At 65.5% G+C, this 26445-nt stretch carries 22 protein-coding genes; 19 read left to right on the forward strand and 3 right to left on the reverse strand.

Features of this window, described 5'->3' with window-relative positions; translation table 11 throughout:
• The 12 genes from HMPREF9006_RS08650 to glmM all read left to right on the forward strand — a co-directional run bounded on the left by HMPREF9006_RS08650 (position 1) and on the right by glmM (position 8749).
• Positions 1-909 (forward strand): type I methionyl aminopeptidase, encoded by a 909-nt coding sequence (locus HMPREF9006_RS08650; RefSeq protein ID WP_009213218.1) that lies wholly within the window; start codon positions 1-3, stop codon positions 907-909.
• 301 nt (positions 910-1210) lie between these two features.
• Positions 1211-1432: a translation initiation factor IF-1 gene (gene infA, locus HMPREF9006_RS08655; RefSeq protein ID WP_003790580.1), complete on the forward strand. Its 222-nt coding sequence runs from the start codon at positions 1211-1213 to the stop codon at positions 1430-1432.
• Between the two features lie 40 nt (positions 1433-1472).
• A complete protein-coding gene (gene rpmJ / locus HMPREF9006_RS08660; RefSeq protein ID WP_003790577.1) occupies positions 1473-1586 on the forward strand; it encodes a 50S ribosomal protein L36 in 114 nt (37 codons plus the stop codon).
• A 149-nt stretch (positions 1587-1735) separates the two neighbouring features.
• Positions 1736-2110, forward strand: a complete 375-nt coding sequence (rpsM, locus tag HMPREF9006_RS08665) for a 30S ribosomal protein S13 (RefSeq protein ID WP_005872704.1) — start codon at positions 1736-1738, stop codon at positions 2108-2110.
• 60 nt (positions 2111-2170) lie between these two features.
• On the forward strand, positions 2171-2581 hold the full coding sequence (gene rpsK / locus HMPREF9006_RS08670) for a 30S ribosomal protein S11 (RefSeq protein ID WP_003790556.1): 411 nt from the start codon (positions 2171-2173) through the stop codon (positions 2579-2581).
• 124 nt (positions 2582-2705) lie between these two features.
• The gene (locus HMPREF9006_RS08675; protein ID WP_009054765.1) at positions 2706-3701 is read left to right on the forward strand and encodes a DNA-directed RNA polymerase subunit alpha; all 996 of its coding nucleotides are present in this window, start codon (positions 2706-2708) and stop codon (positions 3699-3701) included.
• A 43-nt stretch (positions 3702-3744) separates the two neighbouring features.
• Positions 3745-4326 carry a 50S ribosomal protein L17 gene (gene rplQ / locus HMPREF9006_RS08680; protein ID WP_009213219.1) on the forward strand — a complete coding sequence of 194 codons (582 nt, stop codon included), beginning with the start codon at positions 3745-3747 and terminating at the stop codon, positions 4324-4326.
• 84 nt (positions 4327-4410) lie between these two features.
• Complete coding sequence (locus tag HMPREF9006_RS08685; protein WP_009213220.1) at positions 4411-5160, forward strand: ROK family protein; 750 nt, start codon at positions 4411-4413, stop codon at positions 5158-5160.
• Positions 5157-6062, forward strand: coding sequence for a tRNA pseudouridine synthase A (locus HMPREF9006_RS08690; RefSeq protein ID WP_034231593.1), 906 nt, complete (start codon positions 5157-5159; stop codon positions 6060-6062). The genes HMPREF9006_RS08685 and HMPREF9006_RS08690 overlap by 4 nt, the downstream gene beginning before the upstream one ends.
• Before the next feature lie 202 nt (positions 6063-6264).
• Entirely contained in the window at positions 6265-6708 is a 444-nt protein-coding gene (gene rplM, locus HMPREF9006_RS08695; RefSeq protein WP_009057965.1) for a 50S ribosomal protein L13, read from the forward strand.
• Positions 6709-6745: 37 nt separating this feature from the next.
• Positions 6746-7237: a 30S ribosomal protein S9 gene (rpsI, locus tag HMPREF9006_RS08700; protein ID WP_009054763.1), complete on the forward strand. Its 492-nt coding sequence runs from the start codon at positions 6746-6748 to the stop codon at positions 7235-7237.
• 159 nt (positions 7238-7396) lie between these two features.
• Positions 7397-8749, forward strand: a complete 1353-nt coding sequence (gene glmM / locus HMPREF9006_RS08705) for a phosphoglucosamine mutase (RefSeq protein WP_009213223.1) — start codon at positions 7397-7399, stop codon at positions 8747-8749.
• A 140-nt stretch (positions 8750-8889) separates the two neighbouring features.
• On the opposite strand, the gene HMPREF9006_RS08710 is transcribed toward glmM, so the two are convergent.
• A complete protein-coding gene (locus HMPREF9006_RS08710) occupies positions 8890-11127 on the reverse strand; it encodes a sialidase family protein (RefSeq protein WP_009213224.1) in 2238 nt (745 codons plus the stop codon).
• Positions 11128-11390: 263 nt separating this feature from the next.
• On the opposite strand from HMPREF9006_RS08710, the gene HMPREF9006_RS08715 reads away from it, so the two are divergent.
• Both HMPREF9006_RS08715 and HMPREF9006_RS08720 read left to right on the forward strand, forming a co-directional pair.
• Positions 11391-12866: an MFS transporter gene (locus tag HMPREF9006_RS08715; RefSeq protein WP_009213225.1), complete on the forward strand. Its 1476-nt coding sequence runs from the start codon at positions 11391-11393 to the stop codon at positions 12864-12866.
• A gap of 5 nt (positions 12867-12871) precedes the next feature.
• A complete protein-coding gene (locus tag HMPREF9006_RS08720) occupies positions 12872-13774 on the forward strand; it encodes a DUF4862 family protein (protein ID WP_034232365.1) in 903 nt (300 codons plus the stop codon).
• Positions 13775-13904: 130 nt separating this feature from the next.
• On the opposite strand, the gene HMPREF9006_RS08725 is transcribed toward HMPREF9006_RS08720, so the two are convergent.
• Positions 13905-14987, reverse strand: a complete 1083-nt coding sequence (locus HMPREF9006_RS08725) for a LacI family DNA-binding transcriptional regulator (RefSeq protein WP_009213227.1) — start codon at positions 14985-14987, stop codon at positions 13905-13907.
• A 119-nt stretch (positions 14988-15106) separates the two neighbouring features.
• Here HMPREF9006_RS08725 and HMPREF9006_RS08730 point away from each other — a divergent pair, with 119 nt between their 5' ends.
• From HMPREF9006_RS08730 to HMPREF9006_RS08750, 5 genes are all read left to right on the forward strand, one after another.
• A complete protein-coding gene (locus HMPREF9006_RS08730) occupies positions 15107-17932 on the forward strand; it encodes a glycoside hydrolase family 2 TIM barrel-domain containing protein (RefSeq protein ID WP_034232368.1) in 2826 nt (941 codons plus the stop codon).
• Between the two features lie 149 nt (positions 17933-18081).
• Positions 18082-19482: an extracellular solute-binding protein gene (locus tag HMPREF9006_RS08735; RefSeq protein ID WP_009213229.1), complete on the forward strand. Its 1401-nt coding sequence runs from the start codon at positions 18082-18084 to the stop codon at positions 19480-19482.
• A gap of 103 nt (positions 19483-19585) precedes the next feature.
• Positions 19586-20497 (forward strand): carbohydrate ABC transporter permease, encoded by a 912-nt coding sequence (locus HMPREF9006_RS08740; protein WP_034231597.1) that lies wholly within the window; start codon positions 19586-19588, stop codon positions 20495-20497.
• Positions 20494-21429, forward strand: a complete 936-nt coding sequence (locus HMPREF9006_RS08745; protein ID WP_009213231.1) for a carbohydrate ABC transporter permease — start codon at positions 20494-20496, stop codon at positions 21427-21429. Before HMPREF9006_RS08740 ends, HMPREF9006_RS08745 begins: the two co-directional genes overlap by 4 nt.
• 153 nt (positions 21430-21582) lie before the next feature.
• Complete coding sequence (locus tag HMPREF9006_RS08750; RefSeq protein ID WP_009213232.1) at positions 21583-25269, forward strand: cadherin-like beta sandwich domain-containing protein; 3687 nt, start codon at positions 21583-21585, stop codon at positions 25267-25269.
• Positions 25270-25369: 100 nt separating this feature from the next.
• Here the strand turns inward: HMPREF9006_RS08750 and coaA are convergent, their stop codons facing one another.
• Complete coding sequence (gene coaA / locus HMPREF9006_RS08755) at positions 25370-26395, reverse strand: type I pantothenate kinase (RefSeq protein ID WP_082157975.1); 1026 nt, start codon at positions 26393-26395, stop codon at positions 25370-25372.
• Positions 26396-26445: the final 50 nt, after the last annotated feature.

Consider the following 26445-nt stretch of genomic DNA (forward strand, 5'->3'; position numbering starts at 1 on the left):
ATGGCTCGCATCGAACTCAAGAGCGCGGAGGAGCTGCGCTGGATGCGCGAGGCGGGCCTAGTGGTCGTCTCCATACACGAGGCGCTTCGCGCCGCCGTCGCTCCGGGCATCACCACCCGTGAGCTTGACGAGGTGAGTGCCGCGGCCATTGCGGATTCGGGTGCCACCTCGAACTTCCTGGGCTACTACGACTATCCCGCAACGGTGTGCATTTCCGTCAACGACGTGATCGTTCATGGCATTCCGGGTGACACGGAGCTTGCCGCAGGTGACATCGTCTCCTTCGACTGCGGCGCCTACGTTGAACGTCGCGGCAGGCAATGGCACGGCGACGCGGCCTTCTCCGTGATTGTCGGCGAGCCCTTCGTTTCCGACGAGGATTTCGCCAGCGGAGTGCGAGCGTCGGGTTCCCTGCCGGGCGTGGATGAAAACGTGTTGCGTGAGCGCCGTCAGCTCAATGCCCTCACCCGCGAATCGCTCTGGTCCGCCCTCGCGGCACTCGCGACCGGCAAGCGGATCAGCGCGGTCGGCTCGGCCGTCGAAGAGGTCGTTGCCCACCACGGGGAGATCAACGGCTGGGAAGCCGGTATTGTCGAGGAGTTCGTCGGTCATGGCATCGGGACGAGCATGCACATGCCTCCCGACGTCCTCAACTACCGGGTGCGCGGGATTCAGGCGCGCCTCAAGCCCGGCATGGTCCTCGCCGTCGAACCGATGCTCGTGCGCGGCGATATCGCGTCGATCACCGATGACGACGAGTGGACGGTCCGCACGGCGGACGGTCGTGATGCCGCCCATTGGGAGCATTCGATCGCCATCACGGAGGACGGGGTCAGTGTTCTGACGGCCCGCGACGGCGGAGCCGCTGGGCTCGCGCCGTACGGGGTGACTCCTGTCGGCCTCGACTGAATGATGCTGCCGGTGGGCCCGAAACCGAAGAGGTTTCGGGCCCACCGGCGTCATTGGCTCGCGGCCTCGTCCCGTACTCGGAGGTGGCACGCTCGGGCCGTTACTGCAAGAAACTCGCGAAGCGGCAACAAAAATGTGACCGATTGAACGTGAGCGAGTCGACAGGCTCTCCAACTACCGTGCGGACCGGCCGATGCCGTAGAGTAGTCCCTTGGGCGTATCTGCGTTGCTTGCAGGCGCAACCACGTCCGGCGGCATCCGCCGCAAGCTATCCGAGACATGTAGAGGATAAACGGAGGATATGGCGAAGAAGGACGGCGTCATTGAGATGGAAGGCACGGTCGTTGAGGCCCTGCCTAACGCGATGTTCCGCGTGGAACTGAAGAATGGCCACGTGGTTCTCGGCCACATTGCGGGGAAGATGCGTCAGCACTACATCCGCATCCTGCCCGAGGATCGAGTTGTCGTCGAGCTGAGCCCCTACGACCTTTCTCGAGGCCGTATCGTCTACCGCTACAAGTGACCCGACACAAACTGCCCGCCGGGCAGTGGAGGTAACAACCATGAAGGTCAAGCCGAGTGTCAAGAAGATCTGTGACAAGTGCAAGGTGATTCGTCGCCACGGCAACGTCATGGTCATCTGCGACAACCCCAGGCACAAGCAGCGTCAGGGCTGAGGCCCGCTGCGACCCGCGGGGCACCGTGCCCCACAGCATCACTCTCAGCGTCCCAGCGTGGGACGACCCTCGGTTCGGAGGCCGAGGCCGGGCTGCTCGCCCGGACTGAGCGATGACGACCTCCGATGAACAACTGGAGCAACATCACCATGGCACGTATTGCCGGCGTCGACCTCCCCCGCGAGAAGCGGCTCGAGATCGCGCTCACATACATCTACGGAGTCGGCCGCACGCGCGCGGCAGAGACCCTCGCCGCCACCGGCGTCAGCCCGGATACCCGCGTCAAGGACGCGACGGAAGAGGAACTCGTCAAGCTTCGTGACTACATTGAGGCAAACTTCAAGGTTGAGGGTGACCTTCGCCGCGAGGTTCAGGCTGACATTCGTCGCAAGATCGAAATCGGTTCGTACCAGGGCCTTCGCCACCGTCGTGGCCTGCCGGTCCACGGTCAGCGCACCAAGACCAACGCGCGTACCCGCAAGGGCCCCAAGCGCACCGTTGCAGGCAAGAAGAAGGCCAAGTAAGGCCCAGGAGGGTATGCCCCCTCGGGCAGCTCTCCGCGACAAGAAGGAACTGAACCAGAAATGGCAGCAGCAAAGACCTCGCGCTCGGGCGGTGCCCGCAAGCCGCGTCGCAAGATTTCGAAGAACGTCACCAACGGCCACGCCTACATCAAGTCGACGTTCAACAACACCATCGTCTCCCTCACGGATCCCACGGGCGCGGTTGTCGCCTGGGCGTCCTCCGGCCAGGTTGGCTTCAAGGGGTCGCGTAAGTCCACGCCGTTCGCCGCCCAGCTCGCGGCCGAGGCGGCGGCTCGTCGCGCCCAGGAGCACGGCATGAAGAAGGTTGACGTCTTCGTGAAGGGTCCCGGCTCCGGCCGCGAGACCGCGATCCGTTCCCTGCAGGCCGCCGGCCTCGAGATCGGTTCGATCCAGGACGTCACCCCTCAGGCCTTCAACGGCACTCGCCCGCCGAAGCGCCGCCGCGGCTGACTTGTGGACGGGAGGGCGCTGCCCTCCCCACGTCTGAACCTCACGGTTCACACTCCCTTAGCCTGCTCTCGCAGGTTCCCATACCCGGTGTCATATAGCGGGCACCGGTCAGAAAGGAATAGACGTGCTCATTGCAGAGCGACCCATCCTGACCGAAGAAAAGGTCAGCGACCTGCGCTCCCGTTTCACTCTGGAGCCCCTCGAGCCCGGGTTCGGCTACACGCTGGGTAACTCCCTGCGTCGTACCCTCCTGTCCTCGATTCCGGGTGCAGCGGTGACGTCCATCCGCATCGATGGCGTTCCCCACGAGTTCCGCACGATCGAAGGCGTGAAGGAAGATGTCGCCGAGATCATCCTGAACATCAAGCAGATCGTCCTGTCCAGCGAGAATGACGAGCCTGTCGTCATGTACCTGCGCAAGGCCGGTCCCGGTGAGGTTCTCGCCGGCGACATCACGCCTCCCGCGGGTGTGGAGATCCACAACCCCGATCTTCATCTGGCCACCCTCAACGAGAAGGGCAAGCTGGAGATCGAGCTGACCGTCGAGCGTGGCCGAGGCTACGTGTCGGCCGCTCAGAACAAGGATCCGCAGGCCGAGATCTCGCGTATCCCGATCGATTCGATCTACTCGCCCGTCGTCAAGGTGACCTACAAGGTTGAGGCGACGCGTGTTGAGCAGCGCACAGACTTTGATCGCCTCGTCATTGACGTGGAGACCAAGCCGGCGATCACCCCGCGCGACGCCCTGGCCTCGGCCGGCAAGACGCTGGTGGAGCTCTTCGGCCTCATGCGCGAGCTCAACGAGGAAGCGGAGGGCATTGAGGTGGGACCGTCCACCACCGATGCGACCCTCGCGGCCGATCTGGCTCTCCCGATCGAGAACCTCAACCTGCAGTCGCGTTCGTACAACGCGCTGCGTCGTCGCGGCATCCTGACCGTCGGCGAGCTGGTTGCTCACTCGGAAGCCGACCTGCTCGACATCCGCAACTTCGGCACCAAGTCGATCGAAGAGATCAAGGAGTCCCTGGCGGCTCTCGGTATGACGCTGAAGGACTCGGTGATGCCGAGCTTCGGTGATTCGGAGTCCGCCGCGATCTTTTCGGACGACCAGTCCATCTGACCCCGTGCGTCCGATGGACGCATTGAATCCGTAGGAGAAACTCATGCCCACCCCCAAGAAGGGTGCTCGTCTGGGCGGAAGCCCGGCACACCAGAAGCTGATTCTGTCGAACCTGGCGGCTCAGCTCATCGAACACCGCGGCCTCACGACCACGGAGGCGAAGGCCAAGCTGCTGCGCCCCTACGTCGAGAAGCTCATCACCAAGGCCAAGCGCGGCGATCAGCACGCTCGTCGCACGGTCCTGAAGAAGATCCCGAACAAGGGGATCGTCGCGATCCTCTTCGAGGAGCTCGTTCCCGCGATGGATTCCGAGCGCGCCGGCGGCTACACCCGCCTCATTCGCGTGGGAAACCGCAAGGGTGACAACGCCCCCCTGATGCGCATCGAGCTCGTCATGGAGAAGGTCGAGAAGAAGGCCGTTGTGAAGGCCGCGGAGAAGACGGCTGAAAAGGCCGCCGCGTCTCAGGTTGCCGCCGAGGCCGAGGAAGCCGCCGAGGCTGCCGCCGAGCGTGCCGAGGAGGCTCGTGAGGAAGGCGATCTTGCGAAGGCTAACGAGGCCGAGGAGCTCGCTGCCGAGGCCGGCGAGGCAGCGGATGCGGCCGAGCAGGTTGCTGAGGAGAAGTGACGAGGAGTCACTGAACTGGCTGACCAGGGCCGGGCATCCCGTGTGGGTGCCCGGCCCTGACTGCATCCGAGGTAGCCTTGACGCATGGAACACGAGATGACGTTGGCGATCGACTGCGGGGGCGGTGGGATCAAGGGATCGGTCGTGGACGAGCGCGGCACGATGATGGCGCCCGCGCGCAGGGTTCCGACCCCCTACCCGCTCCCGCCTGAGCTGCTCGTGGAAACCGTTGTCGGCCTCGCGAAACAGCTTCCGGCACCGACCCGCGTCACGATGGGCATGCCCGGCATGATTCGCCACGGCGTCGTGATCGCGACGCCGCACTACATCACCCGTGACGGGCCCCGTTCGCGCGTCATCCCCGACCTGGTGGCGCGCTGGGATCACTTCGACATGGGCAGCGCAATCAGGGACGCGCTCGGCTTGCCGACAAAGGTCCTCAACGACGCAGAAGTCGCGGGGGCGGGAGCAATCACCGGTCGCGGCCTGGAGATGATCATCACCCTGGGGACCGGCCTGGGCAACGCCGTCTTCGACGGAGGCCAGCTGGCACCCCACGTCGAGGTGTCGCAGGGCCCGGTGCGCTGGGGACTCACCTACGACGACTACATCGGGGAGCACGAGCGCCTGCGCCTGGGCGACGTCCACTGGTCCCGTCGCGTCCGGCGGGTCGTTGACGGACTGCGCCCGATGTACATGTGGGACCGCCTGTACCTGGGAGGCGGAAACTCGAAGCGGATCACGGCGTCGAACCTGCGTCTCATGGGCGACGACGTGATCGTTGTGCCCAACGACGCGGGTATCATCGGCGGCGTGCGAGCGTGGGAACTGTGAGCGTGAGGCGCCTGCGCCTGGACCTGGGATACGACGGCACTGACTTTCGCGGGTGGGCTGCGCAACCTGGGCTGCGTACCGTCCAGGGGGAGATTGAAGCGGCCCTCGCTATGGCCTCGCGCGAGGAAGTCACGACGACCGTCGCCGGGCGCACCGATGCGGGGGTGCATGCGCGCCACCAGGTTTGCCACGTCGACCTGAGCGACGAGGCGTGGGCGCGGCTCGCGCCCAGGGGAGAGCGCTCCGAGGATGACGCCGCCACGTCGATCGTCCGCAGGCTCAACAAGATACTCTCGGGACGATACGGTGAACGCTCCCGCACCCGAGGCATGGGCGTGGCGCGCGGCACCTGCGACGTGAGAATCTTCGCCGCGCGCGTCGTTGACGCCTCCTTCGACGCGCGCTTTTCCGCTCTGGCCCGCCGCTACACCTACAGGGTGTCGGACGCGCCAGACCCGCTGGCGCGCTGGGACCGCCTGTGGGTCGACGAACCCCTTGACGACCAGGCGATGAATGACGCCGCGGCGCCCCTGCTCGGGCAACACGATTTCCTCGGATACTGTCGCCCCCGCGAGGGAGCGACAACTATCCGCGCCCTCCGCACGCTGCGCGCGGTACGGGAGGCGGACGGAACCCTCGCCTTCCGGGTCGAGGCGGACGCATTCTGCCACTCGATGGTTCGCTCCCTCGTGGGAGCGCTGCTCCTCGTCGGATCCGGAGCGCGCAACATCGACTACCCCGCGCGGGTGCTCGGCGCGCGTTCGCGAGCGAGCGCGGCTCCCATCGCGCCCGCTCACGGACTGACCCTTGAAGGGGTGGACTACCCCGCGCCCGAGGAATGGGCAGCCCGAGCCGCGCAGGCGCGAGCCAGGCGGGACTCCTGCTGCGGCGATGATGCCTGAGGAATGTGACACAGTAGCCGCCGCGCTTTGACCGTCGGCGCGTGCGCCGATAATATGGCTAGTGCTGTGCGTCAGCAGAGCACCTAGTGTCTCCCACTCGCTAGGAAGCCTCGCCGACGCCTCGCGCGAACCGTTTCATCGCGGACGCCCCCGAAAAATCGGCGCGGCGTCCCATGACCAACAAGAATTGAAGGTTACGCCCGTGCGCACCTATTCACCCAAGCCTGGGGACGCGGACAAGAAGTGGTACGTCATTGACGCCACCGACGTCGTCCTCGGTCGCCTGGCAGCCCAGACCGCTGCCCTCCTCCGTGGGAAGCACAAGCCGACGTTCGCCCCTCACATGGACATGGGCGACAACGTCATTATCATCAACGCGGACAAGGTTGCTCTGACCGGCAAGAAGCTCGACCAGAAGATGGCGTACCGCCACTCCGGTCGTCCCGGCGGCTTGACCGCGACCGCTTACCGCGACCTCCTCGCCGCCGCCCCCGAGCGCGCTGTCGAGAAGGCCGTCAAGGGCATGCTTCCCCACAACTCCCTCGGCCGCGCGCAGTTCAAGAAGCTGCACGTCTACGCAGGCCCGGAGCACCCCCACGCCGGCCAGTCGCCGGTTCCCTACGAACTGACCCAGGTGGCTCAGTGACCACCGGTCGCTGGCACCTTTACCACTGAGGAGAACCGTGGCTGAGACCATCGTTTCCGCTGAGCTGGACGAGGAAGTCGTCCCCAGCTCCTACACGTCCGAGACCGAGTCGGCTCCCGCCGGCGCCGGTCAGTCCATTACCGCGCCCGGCGCGGGCCTGGGTCGCCGCAAGGAGGCCGTCGCCCGCGTTCGCCTGGTCCCCGGCTCCGGCAAGTGGACCATCAACGGCCGCACCCTCGAGGACTACTTCCCCAACAAGCTGCACCAGCAGCTGGTGAAGTCCCCCTTCGTCCTGCTTGACATTGACGGACGCTTCGACGTCATCGCCCGCATCAACGGCGGCGGCGTCTCCGGCCAGGCCGGCGCCCTGCGCCTGGGCGTGTCGCGCGCCCTCAACGAGATCGACCGCGACGCCAACCGTCCGGCTCTCAAGAAGGCCGGCTTCCTGACCCGCGATGCCCGCGCCACCGAGCGTAAGAAGGCAGGCCTCAAGAAGGCCCGCAAGGCCTCGCAGTTCTCGAAGCGCTGATTCTTCCAGCACATTGTCGATGGCCGCGCCCCGCACCTGCGGGGCGCGGCTTTCGCGTACGAAACTGATCGGCCTGTCCGCGTCACGACCTCGCGCGTGTGCGCGGGCGCTGGCGCGGTACGCTTAGTGCAGTCGAATGACCCACCGAATGGAGAGACTATGCCCAGGATGTTCGGCACGGATGGCGTGCGAGGACTGGCGAACGTTGATATCACCGCGGATCTTGCTCTGCAGCTGGGCGAGGCGGCCGCCCGCCAGTTCGGCGGCTCCCCACGAGCGGACGGCTCGAAGCCCCGCGCGATCATCGGGCGCGACACCCGCATTTCGGGTGAGTTCCTCGATCACGCCCTTGCGGCAGGTCTGGCCAGCGCCGGAATGGACGTGACCCGCATCGGCGTGGTGACGACGCCCACGGTCGCGCACCTGACGGCCACCGAGGACACCGTCGACCTCGGCGTCATGATCTCCGCTTCCCACAACCCGATGCCCGACAACGGCATCAAGTTCTTCGCGCACGGCGGCTACAAGCTGGCCGACGCCGTCGAGGACCAGATTGAGGCTCTCATTGGCACGGTGTGGGATCACCCCACGGGTGAGGCCGTCGGCGAGGTGAACGCCGATCACGCGTGGGCCAAGGATTCCTACATTGCGCACCTTGTTGGCGCGATTGGCACGGACCTGCGGGGCATGAAGATCGCGATTGACTGTGCGAACGGCGCGGCCTCCGAGCTCGGTCCAGCGGTCTTCCGCGAGCTCGGAGCTGATATCACGGTCATCAACGCGTCCCCCGATGGGCGCAACATCAACCTGAACGCGGGTTCGACGCACCCGGAGGCCCTTCAGGCCGCCGTCGTCGAGGCCGACTGCGACTTCGGTGTGGCCTACGACGGCGACGCGGACCGTTGCCTGGCGGTCGACCACGAGGGCAACCTCATCGACGGCGACAAGATCATGGGGGCGCTGGCAGTCAACGCGCGCGACCGGGGAGCCCTGGCCAAGGACACGTTGGTTGTGACCGTGATGAGCAACCTGGGGCTGCTGATCGCAATGCGCGAGGCCGGTATCAACACCGTGCAGACCGGCGTGGGCGACCGCTACGTGCTCGAGGAGATGCTGGCGTCCGGCTACTCACTCGGTGGCGAGCAGTCCGGCCACATCATCGCGCGCGATCATGCGACCACCGGCGACGGCATCCTGTCCTCGCTCCTGATCTCGCGCATGGTCAAGGAGTCCGGCCGCTCGCTGGCCGACCTGACGTCCTTCATCCAGCGCCTGCCGCAGACCCTCATCAACGTGGGTGGAGTGGACCGCGCGGCTGCGTCGACGAACGAGGCCGTCGCCGAGGCCGTGGCGGCCGCTGAGGCTCGCCTGGGCGACACGGGGCGCGTGCTCCTGCGCCCCTCGGGCACCGAGCCGCTCGTTCGCGTCATGGTTGAGGCCGCGACCCAGGAGGAGGCCGATTCCGTCGCCGCGTCGCTGGCGGACGTCGTCAAGGAGAACCTGACGCTGTGAGCGTCTGAGAAGCGTATGCGCAGGGCGGGCACCGGCCGGTGCCCGCCCTGCGCGTATACGTCCTCGACGTACGAGGCCGCCTGCCTCCCTCCTGTGTGGAGAGTGCGGCAGGCGGCGTCGTGTCAGGGTAAGACGAATCGTCAGATCTTGGCGGCCTCGATCCACTCCAGCGGGATGCGGCTGAAGTACAGTCCCTGCATCTCGCGCTCCCACAGCAGGCCGAGAGTTCCGTCGGGCAGGATCGTCATGCACTGGTAGACGTAGTGCGCCGGGTTGAAGGTGCGCGACGCGATCCACGTGCGCCCTCCGTCCTCCGACAACCGCAGGACGCCGCGGCCGCGGTAGGGGCGCATCTGCGAGGCATTCGCGAAGACGACGCGCTCGGGGCAGTCCTCCGTCGGCCACGCAACGGCATTGGGCTGGCAGAAGATTTCGGTGATCTCTTGTGCGAAGGAGACGTCGCTCCAGGTCTCGCCTCCGTCGGTGCTGACGGTTGTGGCGACCTTGCCGCTCGGGTGCTGGTTGCGCATGAGCATGAGGAGGGAACCGTCGGCCCGTTCAATGAGCGTGGCCTCGTGCGTGGCGGCCGCTTCGGTGTCGAGCGTGCGCGAATCGATCTCCCGGCCCTCGAAGATACGCCCGTCGTTGGGGGACTTGCCGCGCTTCCACGTGGCACCACCATCGTCGGAGTAGACGACAGATGCGGAGAAGTGACGCTTGTGGTCCCCGTTGTAGTAGATCGGGATGACGAGGCGCCCGCTGCGCAGCTGCACACCCGTGCCCGGGGAGGTGCCGCAGAAGGACATCCATTCTTCCTTCACGTCCTGGTTGAGGTTGAAGGGACCGGACCAGGTCTCGCCGTCGTCGTCGGAGTAGATCATCTGTAGGAAGCAGGTGCGGGCGGTGAGCAGCGTCTGGTGGGGGTCTTCCCCATCGGCGAGGAACACATTGCCCCCGGGGTTTTCCTGGCCGTCCGCGGTGACGGTGACATCGCCGCGCTCGGAGATTCTGAATGGGGCGGTGTTGCCGTCAGCGTCAGTGACGCTTCCATCCTCGTTCCAGGTGTAGGTGGCACCCTGGCCATCGTGCAGGATGTAACGTCCCTTCTCGTCGACGCCGAGGCCGGCCTCGGCGTTGGGCTGACCGATCCCGCCGGGGAAGTGGTCGATGAGGACGACGAGGCGGCCGTTTCGGCGATCCTGCACGACGCACGAATCGATGACCGACGCGCCCTTTGCCCCGTGGCCGGGGTAGGTGAGCACCGTCTGGAGGTCTCCCCAGGTATGCCCGCCGTCAAAGGAGCGGCGGACCGTGAAGTTGATGGAGTTGGGGGAGTCGTTGGCGATGGTCTCGCGCTGGTCGGCGCCGGCGACGACGACCCCGGACGTGAGGGTGATCAGCGAGGGAATCCGGTAGCTGATGGAGTCGTGAAACCCGGCATCGAAGAGGCACTGCGTCTCGAGCGGGGCGACGGAGGACAGCTTCTTGATCTGCGAGTCGTTGAGGACTGAGGAGAAGAGTGCGGCGTTGCGGACCTCGCCGAACAGTCGGGAGCCGGAGGTGTCCTGACCGATGACGACCTCGTCGAGGGAATCGACGGCTGCGAAGAATGCCTGCCCGGGGAGGTGAGCCTCGAGGTAGCCATCCACGTAGATCTGCACCGCGCCGTGACCGACGCGAACGACGACGTCGTGCCAGTGTCCCTGATCCCAGTGCCCGTGTGCGGTGAACGTACGCCACTGGCCCCTGCGTCCCAGGACCTTGTATTCGATGCCTTCCGCTGTGACCGACAGATTGAGCTGCTCGGTGCCGGCGCCACCGGCTGCGAGGATCGTTCCGTGTTGGCCGGGGCCGCGCACACGATAGCGGGCGAAGATCGTGCCGGCGGCGAGCTCGGACGCTTCGGCGACGTCGTAATCCGACAGGTGGGCGGCGGCGAACTCGATGAGGGGCGTCGGGGCGGGGGAGAGGGCGAGGATCTCTTCCGCGGAGAGGACAAAGTCGTGCTCCGCGAAGGAACGGATCTCGATGCCAGCTCCCGGGGTGAGTGCGAGTGCGGCGTCGGGGCCACTTCCGGCGGGAGAAAGGTCTGCGCAGGTTGAGAAGCACTGGTAGCCGTCGAGGAAGATCTTCGATCCGGCGCTCGTCGCCGTGAGCGCAAGCGAATGCCAGGTGCCGTCTGTGACGGAGGCGGTGTCCTCCATGTCCAGGGCGAACGTCATTGATGTCGTTGATCCCTCGAGGAAGAGAGCGCTGGAGCGGATGAACAGGTCCCACCCTGTGTCATCCGCGCTGCTGAGCTTGATGAGCGTTCCGTCGATGCGTGCGCGGAACTGTAAGGTCCAGGAGGATCCCGGGTGACCTGCGTCGATGGTCATGCTTGACACCTTTCTGTTTGTTGCTCACTCCGCCTCGCATCATTACGAAACGGAGCATGTGGTCAATCACAAATAGTAAGTTGTCAGACAGATTATCACCATGACATTTCGTTGGCAATACGCAGATCTGGTCGAAATTTCGTGTTGACTCTAGTGTGAGAGAGAGCTAACATTGCGGCAAGTTGTCTGACAACTTCCTAGTTAGGCATCTGGACTCAAAGCTCCTCGTTATTCGACGATGAAATCTCAGGAAGGCACTCATCATGAGTACGTCCCCCGCACAGGCGCTTCCCACAAAGCCCTGGTATCAATACCTGACCAAAGAAGATTGCAAGGCCTTCTTCGCCGCCTGGATCGGCGTTCTGTTGGACGGCTACGACTTCGTCCTCATCTCCTTCGCGCTCCCCGCGATCAAGGAGGCGTTCAGCCTGACGCTCGTCCAGGGCGCATCCCTGATTTCGGCCGCCTTCATTAGCCGCTGGATCGGTGGCCTCGTGCTCGGTGCTGTCGGCGACCGCTACGGCCGTAAGCCCGCGATGGTCCTGTCGATCTTCATGTTCGCTTTCGGATCGATCGCCTGCGCGCTCGCTCCGAACTTCTGGATCCTGTTCGTCCTGCGCCTCATCATCGGCTTCGCGATGGCAGGGGAGTATTCCGCATCCGCTGCGTACGTCATCGAATCGTGGCCCAAGCACATGCGCAACAAGGCCTCGGGCTTCCTGCTTTCCGGCTACGCCTTCGGTGTTATCGCCGCTGCTCAGGTCGACAAGTACTTCGTGACCTGGGTTGATTCGATGCACCCTGGCTGGGGCTGGCGAGCCCTGTTCCTGACGGGCATCGTCCCGATCGTTGTCGCCATCTACATGCGGCGCACCTTGCCCGAGGCCGCAGACTGGAGCGAGGCCAAGGAGAAGAGTGGCGACGAAAAGAATGACATGCTCGCCGTCCTCTTTGGCGGGCAGCGCAAGGTCCTCAACTACATCGTCGTTGCGATCGCCTTCGTTGGCCTGCTGCTGATCTTCGCCCAGCAGGTGGGCGGCATCGTTGCGGTGAGCCTCATCGGCGTCGTGTGCGCGATCGTCTTCATCTACCTGATTATCCAGTTCGACTCGAATCGCTGGATCATTGGCATTGCGATCATGCTGACGATCTTCGCGTCCTTCATGTACACCTGGCCGATCCAGGGCCTCCTGCCGACCTACCTGCATGGTGTTGGCATGGACCAGAAGGTCGTTGCCAACGTTGTGTCCTTCGCCGGCCTCGGCAATGCCGCAGGCTACATCATCGCAGGCTTTGCCGGCGACAAGTTTGGTATGCGTCGTTGGTACGCGATCTCGCTTCTGCTCTCGCAGGTCATCGTCTTCCCGCTGTTCAAGCAGGACGGAAAGTATGTTGCTCTCGTGGCGGGTCTGCTCTTCTTCCAGCAGATGTTCGGCCAGGGCGTCTCGGGTCTGCTGCCCAAGTGGGTCTCCTCCTACTTCCCGGTCGACAAGCGCGCCGCGGGTCTCGGCTTCTGCTACAACGTCGGTGCCCTCGGTGGCGCGGTCGGCCCCGTCCTCGGTGCTGCGATCGCTGACCAGCTGGGCCTGGGCATGGCGCTGGCGATCTTGTCCTTCGGATTCGCCGCGATCGTCATGGTGTCCATCGGTGCGAATATCCCGCGTCTCCTGCAGAAGGCCGTGGGTCCGGAGTATGTTCGTCCCGAAGATGGAAACGACGAAATCATCAAGGAAGGATGATTACCATGACACTTCCTTTTGTTATCGGCGCGTACGCGTCGCATCCGGCACAGGAGCTGGAGGCTGACTACTACCGCCTCCTCGCGGATCAGCCGTGGGTGAACGGCGTCGAGATGCCCTACCCGGGTCAGCTTGCCGCCGAAGGTGAGGTCCTGGCCAGCCACCTGGCGCCGCGCTGGGACTTCAACACGATCACCGCGATCCCCGGCACCATGCAGAACGTGTGGAAGAACGAGAACTTCGGCCTGGCCTCGCCCGACGAGGCCGGACGCGCCGCCGCTCTCGACTTCACCCGCGCGCTGCGCGACGACCTCGCTGCCCTGTGTGAGCGAGCGGGCCGCCAGCTGGTCGCCCGCGTGCAGCTGCACTCGGCGCCCACGCGCCTGGCCCAGTCGGATGCCTTCCAGCGTTCGCTCGCCGAGCTGGCCACCTGGGACTGGTGCGGAGCCCGCCTCGTCATCGAGCACTGCGACAAGTTTGTGCCCGAGCAGAACCCCGAAAAGGGCTTCCTGTCCCTCGAATCCGAGATCGACATCGTCTCTGAGGTCGGCATCGGCATTCACCTCAACTGGGGACGTTCCGCCGTGGAGGGTCGCGGCGCGGACACTGCGTACGAGCACGTGCTCGAGGCAGGCAAGCGAGGCGTCCTGGACGGCATCATCTTCTCGGGTGCGGGCCCGGAGGAAACCCAATATGGCTACTCCTGGATCGACGGTCACCTGCCCGCGCAGGCCGATGAGCCGACCTCGCTCATGAACGAGGCCGAGATCGCTCGCTGTGCCAAGGCGGCCATCGAGGGCGGCGCCAAGTACCTCGGCGCGAAGGTCTGCGTCCCCAAGGACGCGTCTCTCGAACAGCGCCTGGCCATGCTGGCCAACATCTACCGGGCCTGCGGCCTCGGCGAGTAAATGGCGTCGCCGCTGGGCGCGCTCCCGCATGTTGTGAGCGTGCGGGAGTGCCCGGAGCGAGGTGCAAGCGTGAGGGAGGGGCGGATGCCACGTGGCATCCGCCCCTCCCCGCGTTCTATCAAGCGCCGTCCTATGCGCGCCTGGCCACCGAGGAGCGCCACACCGGGCGCGTCGGGATCGTCGCGATTGGTGTCCCGTCTGCGGACTTCTCGTTGATGGATGCCTGCGGGTGAACATCGCTCATGGGGGAGCGCCCCTCGATGACGTTGATGATCGAGGAGACAGCGGCCTCGGTCATGTCCTTCAGGGGCCACTCGACCGTCGTCAGGCCGAGCGCGGAGGCGCTGCGGTGGTCCTGGTTGCCGAAGCCGAGGATCGACAGGTCACCGGGCACGGATAGATCCAGGTCTGCGGCGGCTTGGAAGACGCCGGGTGCCTGCGAGTCATCCGCCAGGGCGATGAGCGAGATCGACGGGTCCTCGTCGAGGAGGCGCAGCGTGGCCTGGTAGGCGGTGGTGGGTTCCCAGTCTGGCAGCGAGTAGAGGGTGAACTTGGTGCCGAACGCGCGTGCGATGGGGTTCTGGCGCGCGTGGTTCGTGTTCGGTCCGGCCAGGAACACCGCCCGCCCGCTGCCCGCGGCGGTCGATGGGTCCACGAGCGCGCAGTCGGAGAGGACGTCGCCCACGCCGGCGCCCTCGTCGATGCGAATGAGGGCCGACTCCGATCCGGTCGGGTTGGCCTCGATCATCGACATGGCGACGACGGGGATGCCGAGGTTGGCGAGCAGGCGCGAGGTGAAGGCCTCGGCCGACGTGGTCTCGCGGATGATGCCCGCCAGCTGTGTGTCGCCCAGGACCCCCCGGATCACCTCGGCGTCGGAGGCGCCATCCCCGGACTGGAAGAGGGGGAGGAGCAGGTAGCCGCGGCGCTGGATATCGATCATGGCGGTGGTGAGGACCGTGTGAACGACGGGCACGAAGGGGTCATCCGGCAGCTCGGCCATGAGGAGGGCGATGAGGTGGGACTTTCCGCGGCGCAGCGACCGGGCGGCCGCGTTGGGGATGTAGTTCAGGTCGCGGGCGGCCCGCCGGACCCGCTCGATCGTGGCGGGAGCGATCTTGACGTCTCGACCCCGCCCGTTGAGGACGAGTGAGACGGTGGAGGGGGCGACGCCCGCCGCGTGAGCGACGTCGGCCCGGGTTGCGCGCTCCATAATCGGCTCCGGATGCTCGGTGGTGTTTCGTTGAAACACAACAACTATAACGTGTTAGTCTTACGGTGACGATCGGAGTTTCGACGACGACATCCGAAAGGCACCCAGACGTGAACACGATGATACCTTCCTACGCCCCCGGCGCGGGCGCGCTTGTGCCCCCGCGCGCGCACTTCGCCGACGATTCGGCGCACCTCAGCCTTGATGGAATCTGGAGCTTCTCCTACCACCGCACCGACCCTGCCCCCTTCACTGACGTCGAACGCCCCTGGGACGAGCCCGAGGCCACGGGGGAGACGGCCGAGATCGACGTGCCCAGTCACTGGGTGCTGCGCGGCGAGGGACGATTCGGTCACCCCGCCTACACGAACGTCGACTTTCCCTTCCCGGTTGACCCGCCATTCCCGCCGGAGGCGAACCCCGTCGGCGACTACCGCCGCAGCTTCTCGCTTCCCGCAGGGTGGGACACGGGACTCATCGCCCTGCGTTTCGACGGCGTCGAAAGCCAGGCCAGCGTCTGGGTCAACGGCACGTGGATCGGCATGGCCCGCGGCTCGCGGCTCGCCCACGAGTTCGACGTCACCGACGTGGTGCGCCCCGGCGCCAATACGATCACCGTGCGCGTGCACCAGTTCAGCCCCGGTTCCTACCTGGAGGACCAGGACCAGTGGTGGCTCCCGGGCATCTTCCGCTCCGTGAGCCTTCGCTACCTCGCTCCCGGAAGCCTCGACGATCTGTGGGTCGACACCGACTACGAGGCCGGGGTGGGCTTCGCGACCGTCGAGGCGCGGGTCCTCGCAGCCATGGACGATACCCTCTCGGCGCGCCTCGAGATCGAGGGTGGGGACACCCACCGCGTCACCCTGCGCCGAGGCCCCGATGGGCGCTACCGCAGCGAGCGCATCAAGGTGGGAATCGTGCGGCCGTGGAGCGCTGAGGATCCGGCACTCTACGACGTGCGCGTGCGCGTGGGGGGTGGCTCCGATGCAGAAAGACGCCTGCGGGTGGGCTTCCGACGCGTCGACATCGTCGACGGTGTCCTCAGGGCCAACGGCGCGCCCCTGACGCTCAACGGGGTCAATCGCCACGAGATTCGCGCCGACGAGGGGCGCGTGTTCGACGAGCGGTGGGCCAGGGAGGACCTGGCTCTCATGAAATCGATGGGCGTCAACGCCATTCGAACCTCCCACTACCCGCCGCACCCTCGCCTGCTCGACCTTGCCGACGAGATCGGACTGTGGGTCATGCTCGAGGGAGACATCGAGACGCACGGATTCGAGGGCGCGGGGGAGTGGATTGACAACCCCTCCGACGACCCGCGCTGGGCCGACGCCTACATGGACCGCACGGTCCGTGCCTTCGAACGAGACAAGAACCACCCCTCAATCTTCAGCTGGAGCCTGGGCAACGAATCGGGCACCGGCGCAAACCTGGCCGCATGCGCGCGCTGGATCCACGAACGCACCCGCGGGCGCGCGATCGTCCACTACGAGGGCGACCATGCGATGGAGTACGCCGACATCTACTCGCGGATGTACCCCGCCCTCGAGGAGATCGACGCGGTCCTCGATGAATCCGACCCCCACGCCGAGGTCGCCGTGCCCACGCACGTCGCCGCGCGGGTCGACGACGCCGCGCGCGAGCGCATCCGCCGAGCCCCCTACCTCATGTGCGAATACCTGCACGCGATGGGAACCGGGCCGGGCGGAGCCGACGGATACGCGGCGCAGATGTCCCACCCCCGCCACGCGGGAGGATTCGTGTGGGAGTGGCGCGACCACACCCTGTGGCGCACCCTCCCGGATGGACGCCGCGTCCTGTCCTACGGCGGCGACTTCGGCGAGGACGTTCACGACGGCAACTTCGTCTGCGATGGCCTCGTCGACGCGCTCTCGCGCCCCTACGCCGGCACGTGGGCGTGGGTGGCGGCCATGGCCCCGCACGCCCCCGCATTGGCCGCGGCCATCGAAGGGGCGGCGAGCGCGGACGGCGGAGGGCAGCGCCTCGCGGCATTGGCGCAGGCGCCCATCCGTGCCCTGACGGGAGAGGACCAGGCCGGCGCATACGAGATCGACCCGCGTGGCCGCCTGACGCGAATCGGGGCAGTGCCCGTATCTGTCGAGCTCAGCGTCTACCGCGCGCCCACCGACAACGACCGTGGTCGCGGCCCCGTCGACTACTGGGGCATCGGGAGGGAAGACCTGGGGCCCCTCGGGGTTGGTCGCGGCGAGGCCGGGACCTCGCACGCCGCGCGCTGGGAGAGGGCGCGTCTGCACCTTCTCCGCCGACGCGTCGTCTCGATCGAGGGGGAAGCCCCCTGCCGCAGGGTCGTCGAGCGGTGGGCTCCTCCCGCCGCACAGTTTGGCGCGACGCTGACGTGGGAGTACACGCCCGTGCGCATCGGTAGCGGCGCCTCGGTCGGCCTGGCTGTGTCCGCCCGCGTTGAGCCCTACGGGCGCTGGCCCGAACGCGTGCCGCGCCTCGGCGTACGCATCGAGCTTCCGGGTGCCTCCTGGGAGGCGTCGTGGCTCGGTGACACGCTCATCGGATACCCCGACATGCGTGTGCCGGGCACCCGCGGATATGGTCACGCAAACGTGGCGGACCTGTGGGACGTGTGCGTGCGCCCCCAGGAAGGCGGCCACAGGCCCGGACTTGAGGCTCTCTCCCTGCGCGGCGAGCCTGGAGAGCTCCTCATTCTCCCCGGCACGCAGCTCGGGTGGAGCGCCAGCCCCTGGAGCGAGCGCGAGCTGTCCGCGGCAACGCACTGGGAGGAACTGCCCGCTCCTCGCCGTCTCTTCCTGTGGCTCGATGCGTTCCAGGACGGGATCGGCACCCGCTCGTGCGGGCCCGACGCCCGTCCCGAATACGGCGCCCACATGAGTGAGCGGGAGGTGACGTTCGTGATTGCCCAGGTAGCGGGCGATTGGGCGCGTAAACAATAATGTTGCGGCTTGGTAACGATGCGCAAAGTTTCTGGCAAATGATGCGCTGAGCGCCACGGGTCGCTATGATTCAGGTATCAACTAACACGAGATAGTTAGTGACTCGATCCCGTCGATCGACCAGTCAATCGGACCAATGGAGGTTTCGCATGTTGAAGAAGAAGATGGCCGCAGGCGCAGTCGCCCTCGCCATGTTCGGCACCCTTGGCCTGGCCGCCTGTAATGACGGCTCCGCATCCGGCGGCGGTGGCTCCGCCTCCGGTTCCATTCCCACCCCCGACGTGTCCTGCGATATCCCCTCGGGCAACGTCGACGAGTCCAAGATCGACACGTCGAAGGTCGACGGTGAGATCACCTTCCAGACCCAGGGCCTGCAGAACGACTTCGGAGACTTTTTCAAGGCCAAGATCAAGGAGTTCGAGGAAGCCAACCCCGGCGTCACGATCAACTGGACCGACCAGGGAGGCGGCGCCGAGTTCGATCAGACGATCACCGCCCAGGCCTCCAACTGCAAGATGGCTGACGTTGTCAACGTCCCCTCCTCGACCATCCTCGCCCTGTCCAAGTCGAACCTGCTCATGGACTACGACGTCAAGGCTCCCGGCATCGGCGACAAGTTCGTCAAGTCCATCTGGGACTCGACCGCACTGGGAGCAAACGATCATCACACCGCGCTTCCGTGGTACTTCGGCCCCTACATCACCACCTACAACAAGGAAGTCTTCAAGCGCGCCGGGCTTGACGAGAACACGTCTCCCAAGACCATGGACGAGCTCTTCGAAGCGGCCGCGAAGGTCGGGGCCGACGGCCAGGGTGACTACGGTATCTACGGATCGCCCGAATGGTACATGGTCGCCCAGCTGCACGGCATGGGCGTGGACCTCCTCAACGACGACAAGACCGCCTTCGATTTCGCCAACGATGAGAACGCCGTCAAGTACGTGACGAAGCTCGCCGAGCTCTACGCCAACGGCGCGATTCCGAAGGACTCCCTGACCGGCGAACCCGATCCGGGCAAGGCCTACACCGACGGCAACCTCGCCTTCGGTACCCCCAACGCCTCGTTCCTGAAGTCCGTGAAGAACAACAACGCGACCGTCTATGAGAACACCGGAGTCGGCCCCTTCCCGACGAACCCTGGCATCAAGCCCGTCTTCGAGGGACAGTACATCGGAGTCTCCGTCACCACGAAGAACGCCCCCCTGGCCATGAAGTTCGCTGAGTGGATGACCAACGCGGAGAACGAACTCGCCTGGACGCGCGATGGCGGCGCGATCATCTTCCCGGCCGTTGCCGAGTCGCTTGATGAGCTGGTCGCCAACCCGCCGCAGATTGCCGATGACCCGGTCTTCAAGGCCGCCTACGAGGAGGCCGCCAAGGCCGCCAAGGATGCCGAGGCCTACACCGACGTGTTCTACGCAACCGGCGCCGTCAAGGATGCTCTCATCGAGAACGTCAACAAGGCTATCCGTGGTGAGGTTGATCCCAAGACCGCCCTCAAGACCGCACAGGATCAGATGAATGAGAAGCTCAAGGCTCTCAACAACTGATTGACCGGTGGGGGGCCGAGGCCACGCCTCGGCCCCCCACCTATTTCTCAACCGGCGCGTCCGCCCGCTCACGGCCACGCGCACCCCTATGAAGGACAATGGAATGCCGAAACGTAAGGGCGCACAGACGCGCTCCCTCAATGGCGCCGCCCGATTCCGTCCGGCGTGGGTTCCCTGGCTGTGGGTCACCCTGCCGGTGCTAGCCGTCATCTCGTTCTACATCTACCCCTTTATCACCACCGTCTTCGTCTCCTTCACCAAGACGAAGCCCGTGGGACGTATCGGACGATTCGTCGGCATCGACAACTACACGACCATCCTGAGCGACGGCGAATTCTGGCAGTCGCTTGGAAACTCGCTGATCTACGCCGTGTGCGTCGTCCCGCTCATGGTGCTTCTTCCCCTGCTCCTCGCGCTCCTCGTCAAGTCGCACGTCCCCGGCATCGGCTTCTTCCGCGCCGTGTACTATCTGCCGGCAATCTCCTCGCTGGTCGTGATCTCCCTCGCGTGGCGCTACCTGCTGGACCAGCGCGGGCCCATCAACAACCTGTTGGCGTCGTGGGGAATGGATCCCGTTCCCTTCCTGTCCAACAAGTGGTTCATCCTCTTCTGCGCGATGATCATCACCCTCTGGCAGGGCCTGCCCTACTACATGATCCTCTACTTGTCGGCCCTGGCGAACGTCGACAAGTCCCTGTACGAGGCCGCCGAGCTGGACGGGGCCGGTCCCGTCCGTCGCTTCCTGACCGTGACCGTCCCCGGCGTCAAGGTCATGATGTTCCTGGTGGCGACCCTGACGACGATCGGCTGCCTGAAGATCTTCACCGAGGTCTACCTGCTCGGTGGCTCGGCCTCGCCGACCAAGACGCTCACCATGTACATTCGCGACCGAATAGTCGATCCCACCTTCGGATCCCTGGGGCAGGGCGACGCCGCGTCGGTGTGCCTCTTCCTCATCACCTTCGGCTTCATCATCGCTTCGCAGAGCCTGCAGAGGAAGGCTGAAGACTCATGAGCACCGCAGTTTCGCAGTCCGATTCGACCTCGCTGGGCGCGCGTTTCGCCCAGTGGCGCAAGGAACGCCGTCTCGAGCGTCAGAGCCGCAACGTCGCATCGCGCCAGATGCGCGGCGGCGCCCTCGTCGGCCGCTACATTCTCTTGGTCGTCGTCGCGATCATTCTGGTCGGCCCCCTGGTGCTCCCGCTCATGGCAGCGTTCAAGGCCCCCGGGGAATCCGTCTTCGGGCAGGGGGCAACGCTGCTGCCGCAGCAGTGGTCGCTGGATTCCTTCGTCGTGCTCTTCGAGCGCACCAACATCCTGGGTTCGATCCGCAACTCGGCGATCATCGCGGCCCTGACCGTCACCTCCAACGTCATCCTGTCCTGCGTGGGTGGCTACATGCTCTCGCGGCGCGGATGGACCGGGCGCAACATCATGTACTTCGTCGTGTTGTCCGCCATGATCTTCCCGTTTGAGTCGATCATGCTCTCCCTGTTCAAGATGATGGTCAACCTCGACCTGTACAACACCCTTCCCGGCGTGTGGATGGTTGCGATGATCGGCCCCTTCCAGATCCTCATGATGCGTGCGGCCTTCATGGGCATCCCCGATGAGATCGAGGATGCGGCGCTCATCGACGGTGCCGGTGAGCTGCGCCGCTTCTGGTCGATCTTCCTGCCCCAGGTGCGCGGCACTCTGACGGTCGTTGGCCTGACCTCGTTCATCGGCGCATGGTCCGACTTCATCTTCCCGCTGCTCATGCTGCCCGATCCCGAGAAGCAGACCCTGATGCTCACGCTCACGGCGATTCAGAATTCGCCCCAGGGCGTCACCTATCAGCTCGTCCTGGCCGGCGCGGTCGTCGCAATGGTTCCCGTCGTCGTGGTCTTTGCCTTCAGCCAGAAGTTCTTCTTCCGTGGCATCGAGGACGGTGGGCTGAAGTTCTGACGTCGTCCTCGCGCGCGTCGCCCGCGAGGATGTTTCACTGCCAGAAAGGAGGATGAGTCACAAAAGCTAATACGTGTTAGGTTCTGTGGGTCCACACTCGCTCGACGACGGATCCCTGCCCTGGCCCCCCATACTGACGAAGGAGTTACTCTCATGGGGAATAGACCCATCATCGCAGCCCTCGGAGCCCCGGTACTCGCGGCCACCATGCTCGGGCTGGCACCCACGGCGGCCGTCGCCGCTCCCGAAACCCCCTATCACCCGACCGTCCTGTGGGCTACATCCGAGGAAAAGGTCGGGGAAAGCGCCCCCAACGGCACCATTGCAGCCCTCACCGACGATGACAGCGCGCGAACGGACGCAACCAAGACCTTCTGGACCACCAAGTGGAAGGGAGGCCTGGACACCTACCCCCACGCCCTCGCCGTCCAGAACCCCACCCCAGGCACCCAGGTCTGCGGCCTGGGACTCACCCCGCGTCCCACCTACGATTCCACCCTTGGCAACGATCAGTTCCCCGGCGAATACCGAGTCTTCGCCTTCGACGAGGATCCCGGCAACCCCGCCTCCAGCGCCTCGTTCGCCGACTGGAAGACATCCGTCGCGCAGGGAACCTGGGAGGGCGGTACCGAGGTTAAGCACGGCAGTGACCTCCAGTTCGGCAACAAGGAACAGTACATCACCTTCCCGGCGACCACGAAGCGCGTCTTCACCCTCACGGGCCTGCGCTCCCTAGCCCCGGGCAAGTCTGACATGGCGCTCAGCGACATCAAGCTCCTGCCCTGTGACGGCGACGGCAACGCGATTACCTCCTACGGCACTGACCAGGGCGGAGGAGGAAACTCCGGCCCCCGGCCGACCGTTCCACACCCCGACACCCCGGCGACCGGATCGGGCGCCGATTACCTGATTGATGACTTCGTCATCGACCAGCTGCCCTACGGTGAACCCGGCAAGCCGGTCGACTTCGACCCCGCCACCCACACATACCAGGCCACCGGATACTTCCACGCCAAGACCGTCTCGGCGCGCATTCACGCCCACCCCGAGGTGGACGTCACGATCAATGGGGTCACCCCCGATGCGGACGGCCGAGTCTCCAATCTTGACCTCGAGCCCGGACTCAACGTCATCACCGCGACCGCAAGCCTGGACGGAAGATACGCCACATATGTTGTCAACATCACCAAGGTTGACACCGACTTCCGCGGCAATGTCCTCGTGCCCGCCACGGCCAAGGCCAACGGCGGCTCCGATGCCGACAATGCCGCGCTGACCGACCTCAACCCCGCGACGACGTGGACCTCGAACCCGCTCGTGCGGGCAAGCGAGTGGTCCGACTCGATCACCGGCATCGAGCTGCACCTGGGCGAGGCGCGCTACGTGCACCGCGTGAACGGGTGGGGAACGCCCACCCTGCCCGCGGGCGCCCAGTCCTGGCACGGCGGCAACTCGGTTGCGATCGCGGTACAGGAAGCGGACGGGGGCGAATGGAAGACCATCGTCACCCACGGCTCCCTCACGCGCGACGCGCGAGGCCTGTGGTACTGGGACTTCAACGCCTATCACCTGGCCAAGAACATCCGCATCTGGATGAACGATGAAACCGAGCCACAGACTCCCCAGAACATCGCCACCGCCGTGACCTTCAACGACGTCGAGGTGTGGGGCCTTCCCGCGGGTCAGACCCCGACCAAGCCCGAGGTCGACAACTCCATGTACGAGCGCTACTCCGGATTCGACCCGGGTGAGGGCAAGTGGGGCGTCAACCGCGCACAGACCCTCGCCCTCCAGTACGGCGTCATGATGCCCGCGTGGGTGCCCTCGGAGGGGTACGGGCGCGGCGGATTCGACGCCCACGAGCGCGACCTCACCGGCGGCGCGTTCCCCATGTTCTACGACCTGCCCATGTTCAACACCGCCATGATGGAATCCCTGGGCAAGGGAGCACCCTGGGCGCTCGCGAAGGCCCCCTTCGGAAAGAACAGCATGTGCAACGCGGGCGATCCGCGTGAATTCATGAACGAGTACATGAAGCCCTACGCGTCCACGCTCGTCGACATTCAGTACGGCGACGAGGGCGGCTTCAACCGGGTCGAATCCGAGTGCTTCAAGAACTGGTTCTCCTGGTCCAAGCAGAACATCCCCGGCGCGGTCGTCCACGCCAACTCCTGGGACGACCCCTCCTGGTACCGCGACGCCAACCTGAGCTACTACGTGACCAACGCCAAGCCCGACCTGCTGAGCTGGGACAAGTACTACTGGGGCGCCAATGGTGGCCCCGCGCCGCGCAACGTCGTCCTGAGCCTCCTGAACACCAACACCTGGAAGAAGCAGCGCGAGTACGGCCTCAAGGGCCTCACCGGTGATGGCTCCAGCCCGATCCTGTACGGCCAGTACCTGGACTACAACTGGGACGCCAACGTCTCAGCCTCCGAAAAGTCGATCGTGCCCTCCCTGGGACTCGCGACCGGCCAGAAGTGGTTCGGCCTGTTCCGCATGGAGTACAACGGCTACGACCGCTCCTCCATCATCGACCACGACGGTGCGCCCACGCGCTCCTTCTACGAGTTCTCCAACATCTTCGGCAACGTCTCCTACATCGGAAACTACACGAAGGCCATGGACTCCTCCTTCGTCGCCCTCAAGCCCGGCCAGTACGACGGCCGCGGCGAAGCCCCCATGCTGAGCGGCTACCGCTACGGCAACTTCGCTACGGGTGAGGAAGCCACGGCGGCGAACCAGGGCGTGGGCCTGGTGGATGTCTCGGTGACCAACGTCGGTTCCGTCAACGACGGGCTTCCCGGCGACGTCGTGATCGGATACTTCGATCAGCTCCAGGGCCTGGATACCGCCAAGTCCGCGGAGATCTTCGGAGAGTCCACGACCGTCCCCAGGGGCTTCATGGTTGTCAACGCCCTGACGGGCACGACCAAGTACCCCTCGACGCTGCTCGATCCGCGCACCGACAACGGGTCGCTGGCCGAGACCGCTCAGGACATCACGCTCACGGTCAAGAAGCCCAGCGCCGACGCGCACCTGATGCTGGTCAATCCCGCTGACAAGACCACCCGCGAGGTGGAGCTCGGCGCGGGCGAGACCTCGCAGGTCACCCTCAAGGCCGTCGGCGGCGGCGACTCGCGCTTCCTGTACTGGGTCACGAGGAACGCCTCAACGCCGAACCCGGACCCCCAGCCCAACCCGGATCCCCAGCCCAACCCGGATCCCCAGCCGAACCCGGACCCCCAGCCCCAGCCGAACCCGGACCCCCAGCCCCAGCCTCGTGTGGGCGAGTGGAAGTCCGGTTACTTCGGATGGTGGTACAGCTACCCCGACGGAACCTACGCCGCCAACGAGACCCTCGTCATCGACGGCAAGACCTACCGCTTCGACGCCAGCGGCTACCTGAAGCTCGGGTGGGTCTACGACAAGGGACACTGGTACTACCACGCCTCATCCGGGGCACAGCAGCACGGCTGGCTTCAGGAGCGCGGACAGTGGTACTACCTCGATCCCGACACGGGCATCATGGCGACTGGCTGGGTCAAGGTCGGCGACTCGTGGTTCTACATGTCCAGCAACGGCGCCATGCGCACCGGTTGGCTGCGTGACGGAGGCGCCTGGTACTACCTGACCCCCTCCGGTTCGATGGCCACCGGCTGGCTCAGCGTCTCCGGCCAGTGGTACCACCTGGAGGGCAACGGAGCGATGACGACCGGCTGGTACAAGGAAGGTCCCACCTGGTACTACCTGCGTGGCAACGGCTCCATGGCCACCGGCTGGGAGCGCATCGGCGGAACCTGGTACCAGTTCGCGTCCTCGGGCGCCTGGATCGAATAACCGACTCCTCAGAAGGGGGAGGCCGCAGCCGGAGATGCCGACTGCGGCCTCCCCCTTCCTTTCGGGTGGTGTACGTCGGTGACGAGTGGGGATGGCGCTCCTAGTCCTTGCGGATGGCCAGGGACTCGACGCGGTGATTGCCGCCCTTGGTGAAGATCAGGGTCGCGCGCTCGCGGGTGGGGCGGATGTTCTCGCGCAGATTGGGCAGGTTGATCGCGTTCCACACCATGTGGGCGGTCGATACCGCCTCCGGATCGGTTAGCGAGGCGTAGGTCTTGAAGTAGGAATCCTCGCGCGAGAACGCAGTCGCGCGCAGCTTCAGGAAGCGATCGACGTACCACTGCTCGATGTTGGCCTCGTCGGCGTCCACGTAGATGGAGAAATCAAAGTAGTCGGAGACCGCAACGGAGACCGAGCCCGGGGCTAAGCGCGGAGGCTGCAGGACGTTCAGGCCCTCCACGATCAAGATGTCGGGCCGATCGACCTCCACGTAGGCGTCCGGGACGATGTCGTAGGTGACGTGCGAGTAGACCGGTGCCTTGGTGTGCGGGATCCCCGCCTTGACGGAAGCAAGGAAAGAGATGAGAGCCGAGCGGTCGTAGGACTCGGGGAAGCCCTTGCGCGCGATCAGGGAACGCTCCTGAAGGACGCGGTTGGGGAAAAGAAAGCCGTCGGTGGTCACCAGGTCGACGCGCGGGGTGGAATCCCAGCGCGACAGGAGGAGCTGGAGCAGACGAGCGACCGTGGACTTGCCGACCGCGACGGAACCGGCGATCCCGATCACGAACGGGGTGGAGCACGCCGCCGGTTCGCCGAGGAAAGCGTGCCGCTCGGTGGCGGTGCGCCGACGTCCGTCGATGTAGAGCTGCAGGAGGGCGCTGAGGGGCCGATAGATGGCGTCCACCTCGCTCATGTCGATCGGGTCGCCCAGGGATGCGATGCGGTCGATGTCTGCCTGCGTGAGCGGCAGGGGAGCGCGGTCCGCCAGCTGGTCCCAGGCCGTCCGATCGAATCGCGCGTAGGGGCTGGGGCCGGTGCGTGCGCTGGCGCCCAACTGAATGGACGAGGCCGAAGAGGGGGAGGACGCGAAGGACTCGGTGATGCTCACAGCGCAATTGTCCCCCACGAGGGGACGGGCGCGCGAGGACATCCACGGCGTGAAGCGACACACGTCAG

The sequence above is a fragment of the Actinomyces sp. oral taxon 180 str. F0310 genome (assembly GCF_000185285.1).
GTDB lineage: Bacteria > Actinomycetota > Actinomycetes > Actinomycetales > Actinomycetaceae > Pauljensenia.

Bases quoted from the DNA above. Each gene is read 5' to 3' on its own strand.
- HMPREF9006_RS08650 (WP_009213218.1), top strand. From the start codon at position 1: ATGGCTCGCATCGAACTCAAGAGCGCGGAGGAGCTGCGCTGGATGCGC.
- infA (WP_003790580.1), top strand. From the start codon at position 1,211: ATGGCGAAGAAGGACGGCGTCATTGAGATGGAAGGCACGGTCGTTGAG.
- rpmJ (WP_003790577.1), top strand. From the start codon at position 1,473: ATGAAGGTCAAGCCGAGTGTCAAGAAGATCTGTGACAAGTGCAAGGTG.
- rpsM (WP_005872704.1), top strand. From the start codon at position 1,736: ATGGCACGTATTGCCGGCGTCGACCTCCCCCGCGAGAAGCGGCTCGAG.
- rpsK (WP_003790556.1), top strand. From the start codon at position 2,171: ATGGCAGCAGCAAAGACCTCGCGCTCGGGCGGTGCCCGCAAGCCGCGT.
- rplQ (WP_009213219.1), top strand. From the start codon at position 3,745: ATGCCCACCCCCAAGAAGGGTGCTCGTCTGGGCGGAAGCCCGGCACAC.
- HMPREF9006_RS08685 (WP_009213220.1), top strand. From the start codon at position 4,411: ATGGAACACGAGATGACGTTGGCGATCGACTGCGGGGGCGGTGGGATC.
- glmM (WP_009213223.1), top strand. From the start codon at position 7,397: ATGCCCAGGATGTTCGGCACGGATGGCGTGCGAGGACTGGCGAACGTT.
- HMPREF9006_RS08710 (WP_009213224.1), bottom strand. From the start codon at position 11,127: ATGACCATCGACGCAGGTCACCCGGGATCCTCCTGGACCTTACAGTTC.
- HMPREF9006_RS08715 (WP_009213225.1), top strand. From the start codon at position 11,391: ATGAGTACGTCCCCCGCACAGGCGCTTCCCACAAAGCCCTGGTATCAA.
- HMPREF9006_RS08720 (WP_034232365.1), top strand. From the start codon at position 12,872: ATGACACTTCCTTTTGTTATCGGCGCGTACGCGTCGCATCCGGCACAG.
- HMPREF9006_RS08725 (WP_009213227.1), bottom strand. From the start codon at position 14,987: ATGGAGCGCGCAACCCGGGCCGACGTCGCTCACGCGGCGGGCGTCGCC.
- HMPREF9006_RS08730 (WP_034232368.1), top strand. From the start codon at position 15,107: ATGATACCTTCCTACGCCCCCGGCGCGGGCGCGCTTGTGCCCCCGCGC.
- HMPREF9006_RS08735 (WP_009213229.1), top strand. From the start codon at position 18,082: ATGTTGAAGAAGAAGATGGCCGCAGGCGCAGTCGCCCTCGCCATGTTC.
- HMPREF9006_RS08740 (WP_034231597.1), top strand. From the start codon at position 19,586: ATGCCGAAACGTAAGGGCGCACAGACGCGCTCCCTCAATGGCGCCGCC.
- HMPREF9006_RS08745 (WP_009213231.1), top strand. From the start codon at position 20,494: ATGAGCACCGCAGTTTCGCAGTCCGATTCGACCTCGCTGGGCGCGCGT.
- HMPREF9006_RS08750 (WP_009213232.1), top strand. From the start codon at position 21,583: ATGGGGAATAGACCCATCATCGCAGCCCTCGGAGCCCCGGTACTCGCG.